Source organism: Singulisphaera rosea (assembly GCF_054877945.1).
Map to the genome: position 1 here is coordinate 61,090 of NZ_JBTYIP020000034.1, position 16,059 is coordinate 77,148.

A 16,059-nucleotide genomic window follows, 5' to 3' on the forward strand; every position below is an offset into this window, starting at 1 on the left:
GTTGCTCCTCTACGGTGGCTCAATCACAGTGACGGTGTGCGGCCGGGGGATCCCGCTCCGAGTCGACGAACGGGCCGTTCATTCTTGGTCTCGACGGCCCCGACTCGAAAGGCGGGGGCCTCGAGGAGGTGAACCGAGGGGATTCACCGTGGCAAGCGAAGTCGCGGAAGGATCGTCGAGGACTCGACCCGACAGCTCCATGCGGCCAGGGTCGAGGTTTCCGAAGAAGTTTAGCCGTGGGCCGGGGACTCGGGCAAGTCAAGAATTCTTAACGGCCCGGCCCCGGCCATCGGGCCATCGGCGAGCTCAACCATCAGCGGGCCGGGTTACGTCCCACGCGGACGGGCCTCCGATCGGAGGGCGATGCCGACGAACGAGGAGCCTCGTGCTTGCCGATCCGTTTGCCGTTGAACGTCGCGAAGTCGACCTGGAAGGCTCGGCTCGCCGGGATCTCGGGGGGAGCGATCAGTCGGTCCCCCCGACCGCCCACGACCAGCTCCCCGGCGTCAATCGCCTCGGGCGAACCGATCTTGATGCCCGGCTCGGGACGGGACTTCGCACGACCAAGTCGGCGCAGGAATTCGTCGTTCCAGCGGACCGTGTTGTCCCGGAGCGTTATCGAGAGATACGTGCGTCCGCGATTCGCCTTCACGTTCGCGGAGTGCTCGACCTCGATGATCCCCCCGTGGGGCGAGTCCTCGATCACGTTCCCCTCGAACGTCCCGCCGAAATAGGGCACGTGCGACCATCCCCAGTGATAAGGGGACTCGCTCGCGCAGGCCTGGATTCGGAACGCCTCGCCTCCGAGCAGGGTGTTACCCCGGACGATGGTGCCGAAGTGGTTCCCGGCCAGGACCAGATTCGAGGCGCGGGCTCCGAGTCGAGAGTCGACCCGGTTTTTCTCCACGACCATCCCGACGAAACCCGAAGTGATCGAGATAACCCCGGTATCCTTGGGCAAAGGAGTCTCCAGCAGGTAGGTCGTTCGATCGATCGGGTGGGCGATCCGCCGATATTCGCCCGCGTGCGGACCGTCGAGGATGGAGACGAAGTCGCCGTCTCGAGGAGCCCCTTCGGGGAACCCCGGGATCCTCACGACGAGCCCGTCCGCCGAGATCGTCGAGGGGGTCCCCTCGAACCAGACGCGATACGACTCCGTGAGGATGACCTCGGGCGCGTTGGCCCAGGGGATCGTATCGCCGTCGAGGGGGCCGACGTTCTCGACTCGGTTCTCCTCGACTCGGATATTGGCCCCTCGGTTCGTGAGGATGAGGAACCGCCAGGCCTTCCCCGAAGGCCCCACAGGGTGGGCCCGGTTGCCGCGGACGACAAGGTCGTTGACGAAGTGCCCGCCGATCATCCCCTGCGTGGACGTCCCAGGGACCGTCCCTCGAAACTCGTTGTCCGAGATCTCGATCGGCCCGCCGAAGAACTCGATCACGCCTCCCTTGAACGTGTTCTTCGCGATCCGGACGCTGCTGGTATTCAGCAGCCTAAACATCCTCGGGGTATCTTCCCACCCGTCGGGCTTCGCGGCCGGCGGGGTCTCGATGTCGAGTCCCGTGAACACGAGCCCGAGCTTGATCTCGGAGTGCCCCACGTCGAAGTTGTCGGTCGTCCCCACAAGCGCAGGCCCATAGCTGACGTCGCCTCGCCAGCGGATCGGGCCCTGGAAGCGGACCTTGAAATCTCGGAGCGTGGTTTTCGCCGAATGGATCTTGATCGCCGTCGACCAGGGTTGGTCGTCCGCCGCCTGCTCGAAAAGCAAGGTCGCCCCCGGCTCGCCGACGAGGGTTATGGGCCCCTCCAGGATCAGGGGTCGTGTGAGCCGATAGGTCCCGGCCGCTAACGTGACCGTCCCATATCGGCTCGCCAGCTCGTTCAGATCATCTCCCGGACTGGCCTTGGTCGAGGTCGACGCGGGGGCCGGGAAACGTTTGAGCGGGTCGCAGGCCCCCCCGGCCACCTTGACGACCGTCATCGAACCGTCGTCGAAGACGATTCGAAGGGTCTGAGTCGTGTTCGATGAGTCGCGATACGGGGCGAAGAAGAAGTCCGCGCGGCTTCGATCCGAACCCTGCCGCCAGCCTTCGGCGGTGGCGTCGGGGAAGTTCGGCTGCTTGAATCGCCCGTCGAGGACGAATGCCACAACCCCCTGAATCGAGTCGGATATCACGGCCGCCGCGACCGCCTTGTCGGTCGGCAGCCCCGTGAGCTCGACGTGGACATCTCCCAGCTTGCTCCCCGGAGACCCATCCTGACCGAGCCAATGCGCCTGGATCGAGTTCGTTACGAACCTGGGCAATGCGAGGCGAGGCATCGCCGATGCTGGGTCGAAGCGCCCGGCCTCCACGCGTGCAACGTCGCCCCTCTCGTTCGCATACGACACGTGGATGCGTAACGCTTGTCCGGATATTGCGCGGTCGGGTTGGAAGTAGAGTTCCGCCTTCGAGCGGTCTTTCGGGTCGCGAACCAGCTCGGCGTTCGGATACGCCTTCAGGTTCGTCCCCGACTGCCAGCGAAGCTTCTGCGGCCCCTCGACCTCGACCCAACGGATCTCCACCGCCGGGTCGAGCCTCTCAAGAGCGATCCTCGCATCCTGGATCCCGTCCGGCCCGACACCGACCCCGGTCCCGACGCGGTCTTGCCCTTCCTGTCCGACCCACCTAGCGATCATCTCCGTCCCGGGCATGCGCAGGTTCGGGTCGGCCTTGCCCCCCTGGACGTGGAGCTCGACCTTACCACCTCCAGCATATTCGAGCGTGACGAAGAACCTTCGGCCTTGTTCATAGAAATACGGCTCGAAGTAGAGGTCGGCCGTCGAGGCTCCTTCGCGACGCGCGACCGCAATCGCCGCCGCGCCTGGAGCGGCCTTCCACAGCCAGACCCCTCCGCCATCCCCCGCGATCGTGACCTGGGCCAACTCCCGACCCGGCGCGAGCCCGACCAGCTCGATTCGCATATCCTGGTAGCCGCTGGGAGTCTGACCCTTCGACGTGCTGACGTAGTCGTGCCCGTCCTGCCCGATCCAGCGCCCCGAAGGTCCGGAGGCTGCGGCGAGGCTGAGTGCCAGAATCATCGTCCCTGATGCAACCGACATCGCGAGCTCCCTTCTCAATCGGTGCGAGACTCCCTTCCAAACCGGTCGTAGAACGACCAGCCGCGAGTCTTCGGATGATACCACAAGGGGCCGACCCCAGGGCGAATCCTCATCGTCGAGGCCTGGTGTCAAGACTCGCCAAGTGCGGGATCGGCCGGCTGGATTTGGATCCGCAAGGCCATGAGGCTAGAATCGGCAACGTCACGAGAGTCCGAGCCGATGAGGCCCAGTCCTATGCCGAACGAGATGACTGGTCGATTGTTCGATGACCCTGAGGACGAGGCCGAATCGGACGAGTCCGCGCCCCTGGCCGAGCGGATGAGGCCGAGGACCCTGGCGGAGTTCGTGGGCCAGAACCACCTGGTCGGCGAGGGGACGCTCTTGCGCCGGATCGACGGACGCGGTGGCGTTCTTCCGTCGCTGATCCTCTGGGGTCCTCCCGGCTCGGGCAAGACGACGCTCGCGCGGATCCTGGCGGGTCGGAGTGGGGCGGCATTCATCGCGCTCTCGGCGGTGTTTTCGGGCGTCCGCGAGGTCCGGGCCGCGATCGACGAGGCCAGGCAGAAGCGTCGGCGGGGTGGACGGGTCTTGCTTTTCATCGACGAGATCCACCGCTTCAACAAGGCCCAGCAAGACGCGCTGCTGCCCGCGGTTGAGGATGGCACGGTCACGCTCATCGGCGCGACGACGGAAAATCCCTCCTTCGAGGTCAACGCCGCCCTGCTCTCCCGCTCTCGTGTCCTCGTCCTCAAGCCACTGACTCCGATCGACGTCGCAACCCTCCTTCGGCGGGCCCTCGACGATCCCGACCGGGGATTGGCCCGACTCTCTCCCGAAGTCCCGGACGAAGAGCTCGAGCGCCTTGCGCAGGCCGCGGGGGGCGACGCTCGAGTTGCGTTGACGGCGCTCGAGTCGTCGGTGCGGGGGACCGAGCCGGACGGAGAGGGCCGACGCAGGGTCGAGCGCGAGGTCCTGGTCGAAGCGATCGGTCGGGCCCGATTCGCGTACGACAAGGGGGGCGAGGAGCACTACAACCTGATCTCGGCGATGATCAAGTCGCTCCGCAACTCCGACGTGAATGCCGCGCTCTACTGGTTGGCCCGATTGATCGAGGGGGGGGCGGATCCGATCTTCATCGCCCGGAGGCTCTGCATCCTGGCGTCCGAGGACATCGGCCTGGCCGATCCCCAGGCCATGGTCCAGGCCGCCTCCGCGGCCCAGATCGTCCAGCTCATCGGGCTGCCGGAGGGGCTCTATCCCCTCTCTCAGGCGACGATCTACCTGGCCAACGCCCCGAAGTCGAACGCGATCAAACGCGCCTACATGACCGCCGCCGAGGACGCCGCCGCCACCGCGAGGGAGCCCGTCCCCGCGCATTTGCGTAACGCCGTCACTCCCCTGATGAAGGCCGTCGGCTACGGCCAAGGATATCGCTATGTGCACGACGATCCGGCCGCTCGGGATGAGATGAGCTGCCTCCCCGACGAACTCCGAGGGCGCGAGTATTACACCCCCTGATCGAACGCCGGCGTCCCGTCCGACTCCCGGATCCGAACGGACGAGGGGTCGGAGAGCAAGCCCTCGAGCAGGTCGAGGTCGAGGGGCTTGACGAGGTGGCGGTCGAAGCCGGCTTCGATCGATCGCTGTCGGTCGTCCTCGCGGCCGTACCCCGTGATTGCCATGAGGAGGAGGTCGCGGAAGGCGGGATTGTCGCGGAGGTGACGGGCGACGGTAAAGCCGTCCATCCCCGGGAGACCGATGTCGAGCAGGACTACGTCGGGGAGGAAGCGGACCGCGGTTTCGAGCGCGTCCGGGCCATTGTAGGCGAGCCGGACCTCGTGGCCCCAGAGCTTGATGATCAGGGCAAGACTCTCCGCGGCATGCACGTTGTCGTCGATCACGAGGACGCGACGCGAGACACCCTCGGTCTTCACCGGCTCCGGCACGGGCTCCGGGTCGTCGTCTAGGTCTGTCAGGAGGATCGGGAGCCGCAGGCTGAACTCGCTCCCCTTACCCAGGCCGTCACTGCGACACGTCACGGTCCCTCCGTGCATCTGCACGAGGCTCCTGACGAGCGTCAGGCCGATGCCGAGCCCCCCTTGGGCGCGGTCGAGCGAACGATCGGCCTGGGCGAACAACTCGAAGACTTGCGCGAGCATCTCGGGGGCGATGCCAATCCCCCGGTCGACGACCCGGAGGAGGACCTCCTGGTCCTCCCGGGTCGCGATGAGCTGGACCGGAGCTCCAAACTCCGAGTATTTGGATGCGTTATTTAAGAGGTTGATGACGATCTGTTCTAAGCGAAGCGGGTCGGCATGGACTCGGATCGTCCCCTCGGGCAAGGTCATGGCCAGGTCTTGGGAGCTCGCCTGGAAGAGGGGCTTCGTGGTCTCGACCGCTCGCTGGATCACCGCCGCGAGGTTCACGGGTTCCTTGCGGAGCTGGATCTTGCCTCGCGTGATCCGGGAGACGTCGAGGAGGTCGTCGACCAGTCTCGCCATGCTGCGGACCTGGCGTTCGACCATGTCACGCATCCGCTGCAGGGTGCCGGGGTCGTCCCCACGGAGCCGCATGAGATGCGTGGCATTCAGGATCGGAGCCAGTGGATTGCGGAGCTCGTGTGCGAGCATGGCCAGGAACTCGTCCTTGCGGCGGTCGGCCTCGGCGAGCTCTTCGGCCGTCCGACGGAGTGCCTCCTCGAGCCTCCTGTGCTCGGTGACGTCGCGGAGCGAGATGAGGAGTGCCTGCTCGCCGTCCCATTCCGTCTCGACGACCCGGAGCTCGGCGACCCGCATCTCGCCGTCGCGCACGGGGATGTCGATCTCCGTCGTCTCGCCGGGCAGGATCGGGATCCCGAAGTTCACGCCGATCAGCATGTCGACGGGATAGCCCATGAGTCGCGTCGCGGCCGGGTTGACGAAGCAGATCGACCCGTCCGGCCGCACGACGATGAGCCCGTCGGCGTTCTTCTCGATAATGTTGCGAAACCGCGCCTCGCTGACCTCGAGGGCTCGACGGAGGGCGTCGGGTCCCAAGCCCGTAGCAGTGTTCGGGCGTTCCATGATTAAACCTGTATAGTCCGCTGGGCCGCCCGTTCCTTCAACTCGTTCGCCAAGATGGTCCCTAACTCCTGCTGACCATCGACTGGGACCCTATGGAAGTTCCCCGAGAGGATGCCGAAGACGCCCCGAAAGGGCATGCCGATGTGAAGGCCGTCCTCGGCGATGTCGAACTCGCGAATGTCCTTGTCATGCGACGACCCGCGCATCTTCACCACGGTGATCCCGCGATGCATCCGGCCGTTCACCTCGACGTAACGCAGGAGGATGATCGAGTCGGTAATCGTTGACACATGGGTTTCCGTAATTGATGTGCCTCCGAGCAATGACGACGTGGTCGCCGTGAAGAGGCCGGGGATTTCCTTGTGTTTGATGTACGAGGTCAGGCCGATCACGAACTCGCGGAAGCTCTTGATCGACGCCACTCGTTCGAGTGCCGAAAGGCTGTCGAAAGCGACACGGTCGGGCGAAAAGTCCTCGATCTCCCGCTTGATGCGGATCATGTGGTCCTCGAGGGCCGCCGACTCGGGATACTCGCAGACGACCTTGAGCCGCCCCTCCTCCTCGCTCTTCGCGAAGTCGACGCCCCACCCCTGGGCGTTGCGGAAGAGTTGTTCGCGACTCTCCTCGAAAGCAAAGAGGAGACAACGGTCGCCGGCCCGATCGCCCGCGGCGAGGAACTCGGTCGTGATCAGGGTCTTGCCCGTCCCCGTCGGGCCCGAGACGAGGATGACCGAATCCCGGAAGAATCCGCCCCCGCACATCGTGTCGAGGATTTCGTTGCCCGAGGAGACCCGGGCATCCGACGATTTCTGCTTGAGTTGGAGGGCGGAGAGCGGGATCACCACGATCCCTTCCCCCGAGACGATCGTGAACGGCCACTCGCCCTTCTGGTGGTTGGTCCCGCGGAACTTGAGAATCTCGACCGTCCGGCGTCTCACCTCCTGATCGAGGAAGTTCCGGAAGATGATCACGTTGTCGGCGACAAACTCTTCCACCCCATAGCGCGAGACCGGCCCATGATCCCGCGTCCGCTCGGCGGTGATCACCGAGGTCACCGATAAGGACTTCAAGGCCGCGGCGATCCGGAACAACTCGAGTCGGACGGTCGCCTGGTCGCCGAGTTGGGTGAAGATTCCGCCGAGGGAGTCGAGCGAGACGCGTTTCGCGTTAACCTTGCGGATCGCGTGCTCGATCCTCGCCAACAAGGCCCCCAGGTCGTAGTTTCCCACCTCGAAGACCCCCTCCCCCGGCTGGGGCGAGGCGTCGACGAAGGCCCAGGCCCCTTGCGACTCCCATTGGGCGATATCCCAGCCGAATCCTTGCATGTTGCGCCGGATTTCGGCGGGTGACTCTTCGAAAGTCACGAATACCCCGGACTCGCCCGCTCGAGCGATCCCCGCCGCGAGAAATTGGGCGGCGAATACGGTCTTGGCGCTCCCGGAGGTCCCCGAGACCAGGGTGGTCCGAGCTTCGGGGAGGCCGCCGTCAGCAATCAGGTCGAAACCATCGATCTCGGTTCGGAGCTTCGGAATCGACGGGTATCGTTGGGTCCCCCTCAAGTCTCACTCCCTTCTCTGGCTTCCGAGTCGAGGAAAGGCCGAAGGTCGAGGCCAAGCAAGACCCGCTCCGAGTCGGAAAGGTCTCCGATGATCCGGCGGATCGGCTGGGGCAACTCCTTGACCACCGTGGGCGTCGCGAGGATCTTCTCGTCCTCGGCGAGTTGCGGACGTTCCAGGACGTCGATCACATCGAGGTCGTAGAGGCCGCTCAGTTCCTCATCGCAGATCTTCTTCAGATTCGCGATCGCTCGGAGCGAACGCGTGGTCTGCCCGGTCACATAAAGTTTGATAAGGTACTTGCTCATTTCATGAGTTCCGTCGCAATGCGGGCCGTGACTCGGCACCCCGACTCGGCCTATGAAGTCGAGGAGGGTGTCGTCGAACGACACAGAAGCCGCAACTCGGCGCGAGGGCGGTTCTTCGGCGGCGGCCGTCGATCGGGCCGTACGACGAGCATGCCAAGCCACTGACGCACGCGGTCAAGTTCCGGACGGTTCCGTTAGGCGAAACCGACGTCCGTTGCGACGTTCCCACTAGGGAAGCCCGGCAAGGCTGTCCGAAGACGGTCAACGAAGACCATCCAGGGATCCAAGCATTCCCGACCGCCATCACGGGGTCGGGCCAGATTCAGCTTGATGCAATCATGGAACTCGGTACCTGCTCATCCCACGATACGATTCAGGGCAACGTCGAGAGAGGGATGAATGCAAATGCCAGGCCAGACCAGCTCGACTCCGTCCGCCAGGAATGATTGAGCTCTCCGAGACGCTGGCTCGAGGAATCGGACTCCCCGGGAGATTCGACGAAAACCCTGGATGGAAGAGCCTTTCGGGCCGTCCTAAGGTCGTCCTCCGTCAAAGGGGATTCGTCGGAAAGCCGTCCCAATATCGCCCGGAGTCGGAGGGCCTGCCGATGTTGGGGCGAGTTCGTTTCGATCGACCGACGGAGCAGGACGAGCAGTTCTTCGCGGGTCAACCATACGCCCCAAGCCTCCGCGGGCAGGTCGGAGATCCTGACCTTCTTCCGCCCGGAGACTTCTCGCCAGGGGCTGCTCCCACCCCAGGAGGCAAGCTCGACCGACTCGGCGTCCCAACTAAGCATTGGTGCCGACACAGATGTTACTGTTTTAAAATGTTCCTTTTCGGTGACGCTTCGTGACGCCTCTTTCCCGTCGACGGGAAGCCGGACGACGAGTCGGGTATCCCAGGGCATCAGGTCTGCCGAGGCAACCCAGCCGATCGGTCCACGATTGCCGACTCGGTAGAAAGCGGGCGTGGCGTCGAGCGGCCAAACGTCGTAGACGTCGACGAACATCCGGAATCGGAGGGTCTCGGCGGTCGGACCGCCGGGCCGAGTCGTCGCCGGCACGCCCTCGCGGAGCAGCAAGGCCCTCCGGACGATCGGCCCGGCGACAACCATGGGATGGTCCGACGAAGGGTACTCGGGACCTTCGACGGCCCGCTTGACGAGACGCGTCAGCGAGCTACGTACCGGCCTCGTGATCCGCTCACCGTGGCGGAAGAGGATCGCGAGGACGATCAGCGAGACCAAGCTGGGTAGGGGATACCGGATCCGGGGGAGCATCGAGGGGTGGTCCTGGGCCGTCAGGGGGTCGCCTTGCGTCGGGAGAGGAGGTCGGGGAGGACGGCAAGGCCGACCAGGCTCCCGACCAGGATGAGGAACAGTCCGGGCCAGCCGGAGGCCGGGACGACCATGCCCGGGATGAAGACGCTCGTCTCACCCGCCTGCCGGCTCGCTCGATACGAGATGCGGACCGGACGTAAGGTGCCGTCGGGAAGCTTTCGATCCGTCTTGTAAACCAGGGTGTAACTCGAACGGATTCGTTCCGCAATTTGCTCATAGACCGACCGGAGCTGGGCGGCCTCCTGGGCGGGGTAGTATTGCCCTCGAGTTTCGACCGCAAGGCGACGAAGGGCGTCGCTCTCGATCTCATCCTCGGTTCCGAGCCCGAGCGTGTGAACGGGAAGTCCCAGTCTTCGGGCCGCGACGATGACGGTGTCGATCTTCGCCGACTGGCTGAATGTATCCTCCCCGTCCGTGAGAGCCAGGACGGCCCGTCGGCCGGACTGGGTGGAGAGCATTTCGAGGGCCTCGGCGACGCCATCGTAATACCGTGTCGCCCCTTCCGGCGTCAGCGCATTGACGGACGACCGGACTTGCTCGGGGTCGTCCGTGAACGGACAGATCGTCCTCACCTCCGAGCCGAACGCCACGACGGCCACGCGCGAGCCCTTCGGCAGCCCTTGCATGAAGGTTCCGACAGCCTGTTTGAGGCTGCCGATCCGATTCTCCAACTCCATGCTCTTGCTTCGGTCGACCACCAGGACGACCGTCGTGGGATGGGCCTGCACCTCCCGAGGGGCCTGGAAGCCCGTGATGGTGACGGGCTGGTCATATTCGGTCACGCGGAAGTCGTCGCGCTTCGCGTCGAGGAGGTAAGAGCCGTCCGGCTTCTTGACCTCGAATTCGACCGAGATTTCGGGGAACTTCGCATCGCTGGCGCCTGTGACGGTCACCCGCGCCTCGTCCTGGGGCTCGGCTGGTGTGGCTCCTTTGGGCTCCCCCGCCGGCGGTGCAGGTGGGGGCGCCACATCGGCCGCCACCAGCTCAACCGGACGGGGGGCTCCGGGGAGCTTGAGGACTCGGTCGAGTTCGAACGCTAGGTTAGCCTTCCTCAGAAACAGGAGCGCAAGGCACGAGTTCGGCAGCGATCCCCACTGCTCCTCGGGCCAGCTTCCGTCGTCTCTCTGGCGACGGAGCAACTCTTTCGCGCCGGCCGAATACCAATCGAAGTCCCCGAGTAGTCGGAGCCCGAGGGCGACGCAGACCCTTTCGAGAGACCAGAGGTAGTACGTTTCCGACTGGGGCCCGATCTTACGAGCGTCTTCCGTGACGGCCGCGAGGGCGGCGGAGAAGGCGGGGTCGGCGGCAAGGAGGGCACCCCGCGCCCGCGCCGTCTGCCGTTCGGCGAGTTGGGGCCGGGCCGCGCCGATCGCCATCCCCATCAAGCCCGCACAAGTCATCGATCGAGTCCCGGACGCCCCCGGCACATAGCCCCAACGACCGTCCTCGTTCTGCGACTCCCGGAAGTGGCGGTCGATGGCCTCCAACGCATCATTAGGGTCGAACTCGTGCCGCCCCCCGGCCCACATCCCCAGGAGGGCGAACTGAGTGTTGGAATTGTCACCCGACTTCGCTCGTCGACGTCTCGACTCGGCCTTTTCTCGGTCGCTGGCCCGCTCTTCGTCATCCTCCCTCGGCTTGAGTGGGACCGTATAGGTCCACATCCCCCCCTGCTCTCCCCCGTCGAGGCGAGCGGCGAGCCGCCGGATCATCACGTCATTTTTCCCGCGGCTCTCGGGCTGGACCCGGGCCATGAACAGGATGGCGAGCGCCAGGTCGTAACTCTGGTTCGACCGCGGCGCCAGGGTGCGGATCACCTCGTCCGCCGAGGTGATGACCGGGTCGGAGCGTTCGACCCCGTTTTCCAGGAGGGCCAGCCCGGCGAGCGCCGTGATCCCGAGGTCATGGGTATGGTTGAAACTGTAGACCCAGTTCCCCTGCGGCTCGCGCTGGGATTTGACGTAGTCCAGGCCTCGAGAGATCGCCTGGTTGACCTCGGCGTCGGTGGGCCCTGCGTCGGCCCCCCGAGTCGGAGTCCACGCCCAGAGAAGGACCCAAACCAGCCCGAAGACGATCAAGGGTCGGCTCATCGTCCTACCTCCGGCTCTTTCGTTCGCGTCGGGAACAACCGGGTCGACGCCACTCCGAGGATCGCGCCCAGTCCTCCCCACAGCACCAACGGGAGCAGCGAACCCCAGAAGAAGCCCATTCCCAAACCGAGCGGAGCTTCGATGAGTTGACGCAAGGCGGTGACCGTCGCGGTCACGAACAGGCCGACACTTGCCGCCGCTAACCAAGGGAAGATGAGTTGCTTACTCGTCGACGACCGGCTCGCGACCAAAGACATGAGGGCGGCGAACCCTAACGCAAATATCGTCGCGATGGCGAAGAACTCGGATGGCGGCGTCATCCCCGCCGAGGTCGACGCATCGCCCTTCGACGCGAAGACCGCCGAGTTCAACCCTCCGATGACGACGACGAGTCGGAGACACATGGCCACGAGGCCGAACACGGCGACTCGGCGCGAGAACGATTGACCGGAGAGGAGATCGAAGAGGTCGAAGCTCTCGGACGTTGCGGCGGCGTCGATCGACGAAAATCCGCCAGCCGACGGCCTCTCCAGGCGGACTTCAACGCGTTTCGAGCCGCCGTTGCTCTCGACGGTGAGGAACCCGGGGCGTGGCAACGAAGAACCTTCCGGGATCGTCAGCTCGAGCGTGATCTCGGTCTGGTCGACCGTCGTGAACGGCGACGTTTGAGATCCGGGTATGATTCGGATCCAGCCTGCGCACTCCGGGTCGACGCGAATGGTCGACCGGAGCAGGCGGTAACCCGTGTTGGTCGCCTTGAACGACGCACGTGTCGACCCACCTCCGGGAACCGCGCGAACAACGATCGTTGCGGGGTGCACGTCGAGTTCGGGTTGGGCCGGCCGCGACGTGGGCAGGGTCGCCAGCCAGGCATCGAGCCGTTCGTCGGGCGAGCCGGGCCCATTCGGCGGAGGGGCGAAGGCAGCCTTCTGGATCGTCACGAAATACGCGGCAAGCCGGCCCGAGCTCAGTTCGTCCCGCAAACTCGCCCAACGCTGCGCCGAGATCGTCAGGAAGTCGTCCCACGTGCGGCAGGTCGCCCCGGAGGCAAGGACGAACGGCGTCGGGAGGGTTGAGGCCTTCGATGCTACTGTTGTCGTCGTCGTGGAGGGAATCGGTGGCGGCGGGTTGGGCTTCGACGGTGGGGCAACCGCCGAGGGTGAGATGGGCTCGGGTGAGACCGGATGAGACGGCCCGACGACCTTCAATTGGACGCTGCCCAGTTGGATGACATCCCCCAACTGGAGCGTCCGCGACTGACCCGGCAGGAGCCGTTGTCGGTTGACGAAGGTCCCCCCGGGGCTTTCGAGATCCTGGAGCGCGAGCCCTTGTTCCGAGCGGCGGAGACTCGCCTGGCGAGCCGCCATCTTCCTCGGACCGTCCCCTTCATGCCGGCCGAGATCGAGGCCGGGAGTGCCATTGAGCGCATTCCCAAGCACCATCTCCCCGGGCGCAAGCGCGTAGGTATGACCGGTGTCTCGACCACGGATGACTTCGAGCGACCAGGTGATCGATTTCATTTCAAAACCGAAGGGTCGAATGTTTCGTACCAGCGATCGACATCACCAACGGTAAGACGTTGATCACCGTCGCCGGAAGACGAGAAGCGTCTGGCCAAGCTCGATTCGATCGCCGTCGCTTAAAAGCTGGGAGTCGACGACGGCGCCGTTGACTCGAGTCTTGCCGCTCGGGGCATAGCTGCGGAGTCGAAACCCTTCGGGCGTCGCCTCGATCTCCGCGTGCCGCCGAGCGACCTCGCGGTCGCCGAAGAGGCCGATCTCCGCGCGTTCGTCGAGCCCGACCTTCGAGACCGGCTTTGTCAGGAGGAAACATTGCCCCTCCTGACGCCCTCTGAGGACCTGGACCCAGACGCGCCTCAGGGCCTGTTCCACCAGAGCGAGAAACAGGCCGAGCCCGGCGCCGAGGATCGCGATTCCCACCCCTTGGCTGACCGTGTAATGGTTGCCGAGAGCCACCCGGAGCCATTCGAAGAGATAGCCCCCGACCAGGCCGCCGAGCCCCCCCCCGATCACTCCGAAGATCATGCGCTGTCGTGAACGATCGGCCAGCCCCTGGCTGACGCCGATGCCGAGACCGAGCACCGCCCAGGACACCGCCCGGCCGACGAGCCCCCCCTTGAAGACGCCGATGACGACCTCGCCGAGAACCAGCCCGAGCGCACCGCCCAGGGCCCCGGCGACCATCCCCACCGTCGCGGCGCGACAAAACTTCGTCCACGCCCCACTGCGGAACGAGCCGTAACCGTTCAGGAAGAAGCCGATCGAGCCGCCGATGAAAAGGCCGGCGAACACGTCTCGGGCCCAGACCTCGGCCACGTGGACCAGTTCGACGTCGAGGTAAAGCCCGAAGACTCCGCCGAGCGCCCCGGCCACCGCGAGGTCATAGGCCTGCCTCAGGTTCGCCGAGCGCACGCGGACGGGCGGGGCGAGGGTCGCCGTTCGGCTCATGAAAGCTTCCGCAAGCTACGGCCTCCCTCGGAGATGACCCGGGCAATGTGGCCAAACGTCTTCACGAGCTCGCCCGCATGGGCGAAGATCGAGCCCGCCTCGGTGCTCGCGAGGCGTCGCAGGTAGTCGAGGTCGGCCTCGGCGATCCCGATCGCGACGACCTCGATCCCGTCTTGCTTGGCGAGTTGGGCCTGCTCCACAGCACTCTCGGGGGCGTCGGGGTAGCCGTCGGTGAGGATCACGATATAACGGGTACGGTCCGCCATGGCGAGCCGATCTCGGGCCAGGGCCAGCGCATCGGTCAGGTTCGTGCTGCTCTCCGGTTCGAGTCGACCGATCGCCGCCTGGACCTTGCGAGCGTTGTCGGTGGCCTCGGCCTGGAGGTTCACCTGGCTTGAAAACGAGATCAGGCCGACCTCCATCCTGGTGAAGTCGCAACGTTCCAGGAACTCGCGGGCGGCGGTCTGGGCCTCGACCAGGGGGAATCCGGCCATGCTCGCCGAGACGTCGATCATCAGATAGGCTCGGATCGGCAAAGCCTCGAGGACGATCTCGGGTGCTTCGGGCGGCCGTCCGAGCCAGGAAAGATCATCGGGGACGGGTTCGACCGACATCGACAGGATATGACCGGTGTCGCGTTGGGTGGCCTGCACATGGACGACGCCGTTGGCGTCGTACGACATCCCCAGGTCAATCGTCACCTCGGCATCCGTGGGTTGAATTCCCGAGAAGACATATTTACCGAGGATCGTGCAGTCGAGCGGATGCACGCTCTCTCCTTGAGTCAGGTAGACCTCGAGGGTCGAGTTGGCGCCTCCGTGCGTGGCGTGGAGGTAGCTTTTGGTGTTTTCGGCGGGGATCGGTAGGTTGCGCCTGATAACGATGTCGTTGACGTAGGCCGTCCCCTCGGGATTGACGGCGACGCTCCCGAGGCTGTGCGACATCACGTCCAGGACGCGGCGGGCCCCAACGAGGGTGAACCTGGGGGTTGCATCCTGCGACGACTGGCCCACGGCCATCGCCGCGTGCATCGCCGCGCCGAGGGCGACCACCTCGTCCACATTAACGCCTGTCCTGGGAGGATAGCCCGCCATCTGCGTCACGTAGGAGCGGACCATCGGCATCCGCGTGGAACCGCCGACCAGGAGCACCCCGGCGAGATCCTTCCAGCCGAGTTTCGCCTCCTCGAGCGCCTCCTCGGTCAAGCGACGAGTCCGGTCCATGAGCGGGAAAGTCAAGTTCTCGAAGTCCGACCGGCTCAGCTCGTAGCCCCGGCGTTCCGCCCCGATCTGGAGGGTGATCCTGGCCGATGTCCGGTCCGAGAGGGCCCACTTGGCCTGCTCACTGCGCACGAGGACTTCATTCAAAGCAACGGGGTCGTCGAGAGGGTCGATCCCGGCGTCGGACGCGAACTTCTCGGAGAGATAGGTGGCGATCCGGTCGTCCCAGTTCTTGCCGCCGAGGTCGTGGTCGCCGGCCGTACTGAGGACACCGACCTCGTCGGGCGTGATCCGGGCGATGGTGACGTCGAAGGTGCCCCCCCCGAGGTCGTAAATGAGGACCGTCTCGGTCACCCCCGACTTCTGGAGGCCGTAGGCGAGCGCCGCGGCGGTCGGCTCGTTGATGATCCCGAGCACCTCGAGCCCGGCCGCGTTCCCCGCCTCGATCGTGGCCTTGCGCTGGGCGTCGGCGAAATAGGCCGGAACTGTGATCACCGCGCGGTCGACGATCTCCCCGAGCTTGCTCTCCGCATCCTCCTTCAGCCTCTTCAGGATCAGTGCCGAGAGGTCCGAGGCGTTATAGTCGCGGTCATGGTAGCGAAGCTGATAGGTGGGACTCCCCATGTGGGGCTTGAAGAAACTGGCGATCTCGTCATTCCCCAGTCTGGCCCACTCCTTCGCCTCCTGCCCCACGGCCGGCGGGTCGGTCCCGAAGTAGATGACCGACGGCGTAATATTCTGCCCCTCGCGATTCGCGATGACCTCCGGCCGGCCATACGCGTTGCGGTAAGCGACCACGGAGTTGGTCGTTCCCAGGTCAATGCCGACAAATGTTCCCATGATCACCCGTCCATATAATTCCTCGGGCGCACGGACCGAAACGCAACTTCGTTCTTTAAAACGATTATTGAGAAAC

Annotated in this window: 10 protein-coding genes; 1 reads left to right on the forward strand and 9 read right to left on the reverse strand. The window is 65.1% G+C overall.

Features of this window, described 5'->3' with window-relative positions:
• Nucleotides 1-313 precede the first annotated feature (313 nt).
• A complete protein-coding gene (locus ACYOEI_RS35370; protein WP_462854996.1) occupies nucleotides 314-3,100 on the reverse strand; it encodes a right-handed parallel beta-helix repeat-containing protein in 2,787 nt (928 codons plus the stop codon).
• Nucleotides 3,101-3,346: 246 nt separating this feature from the next.
• Between ACYOEI_RS35370 and ACYOEI_RS35375 the strand changes: the two genes are divergently transcribed.
• Nucleotides 3,347-4,618, forward strand: a complete 1,272-nt coding sequence (locus ACYOEI_RS35375; protein ID WP_462854997.1) for a replication-associated recombination protein A — start codon at nucleotides 3,347-3,349, stop codon at nucleotides 4,616-4,618.
• On the opposite strand, the gene ACYOEI_RS35380 is transcribed toward ACYOEI_RS35375, so the two are convergent.
• The 8 genes from ACYOEI_RS35380 to ACYOEI_RS35415 all read right to left on the reverse strand — a co-directional run bounded on the left by ACYOEI_RS35380 (nucleotide 4,606) and on the right by ACYOEI_RS35415 (nucleotide 15,983).
• The gene (locus tag ACYOEI_RS35380) at nucleotides 4,606-6,162 is read right to left on the reverse strand and encodes a hybrid sensor histidine kinase/response regulator (RefSeq protein WP_462854999.1); all 1,557 of its coding nucleotides are present in this window, start codon (nucleotides 6,160-6,162) and stop codon (nucleotides 4,606-4,608) included. The genes ACYOEI_RS35375 and ACYOEI_RS35380 overlap by 13 nt on opposite strands.
• A gap of 2 nt (nucleotides 6,163-6,164) precedes the next feature.
• Nucleotides 6,165-7,721, reverse strand: coding sequence for a circadian clock protein KaiC (gene kaiC / locus ACYOEI_RS35385; protein WP_462855000.1), 1,557 nt, complete (start codon nucleotides 7,719-7,721; stop codon nucleotides 6,165-6,167).
• Nucleotides 7,718-8,026 (reverse strand): circadian clock protein KaiB, encoded by a 309-nt coding sequence (gene kaiB, locus ACYOEI_RS35390; RefSeq protein WP_462855001.1) that lies wholly within the window; start codon nucleotides 8,024-8,026, stop codon nucleotides 7,718-7,720. Before kaiB ends, kaiC begins: the two co-directional genes overlap by 4 nt.
• Nucleotides 8,027-8,399: 373 nt before the next feature.
• On the reverse strand, nucleotides 8,400-9,305 hold the full coding sequence (locus tag ACYOEI_RS35395) for a hypothetical protein (protein WP_462855002.1): 906 nt from the start codon (nucleotides 9,303-9,305) through the stop codon (nucleotides 8,400-8,402).
• Between the two features lie 20 nt (nucleotides 9,306-9,325).
• On the reverse strand, nucleotides 9,326-11,455 hold the full coding sequence (locus ACYOEI_RS35400; protein WP_462855003.1) for a VWA domain-containing protein: 2,130 nt from the start codon (nucleotides 11,453-11,455) through the stop codon (nucleotides 9,326-9,328).
• Entirely contained in the window at nucleotides 11,452-12,975 is a 1,524-nt protein-coding gene (locus ACYOEI_RS35405) for an FHA domain-containing protein (RefSeq protein ID WP_462855004.1), read from the reverse strand. The genes ACYOEI_RS35400 and ACYOEI_RS35405 overlap by 4 nt, the downstream gene beginning before the upstream one ends.
• Before the next feature lie 63 nt (nucleotides 12,976-13,038).
• Nucleotides 13,039-13,923: an FHA domain-containing protein gene (locus tag ACYOEI_RS35410; protein ID WP_462855005.1), complete on the reverse strand. Its 885-nt coding sequence runs from the start codon at nucleotides 13,921-13,923 to the stop codon at nucleotides 13,039-13,041.
• Nucleotides 13,920-15,983: an Hsp70 family protein gene (locus ACYOEI_RS35415; protein ID WP_462855007.1), complete on the reverse strand. Its 2,064-nt coding sequence runs from the start codon at nucleotides 15,981-15,983 to the stop codon at nucleotides 13,920-13,922. Before ACYOEI_RS35415 ends, ACYOEI_RS35410 begins: the two co-directional genes overlap by 4 nt.
• Between the last annotated feature and the right edge of the window lie 76 nt (nucleotides 15,984-16,059).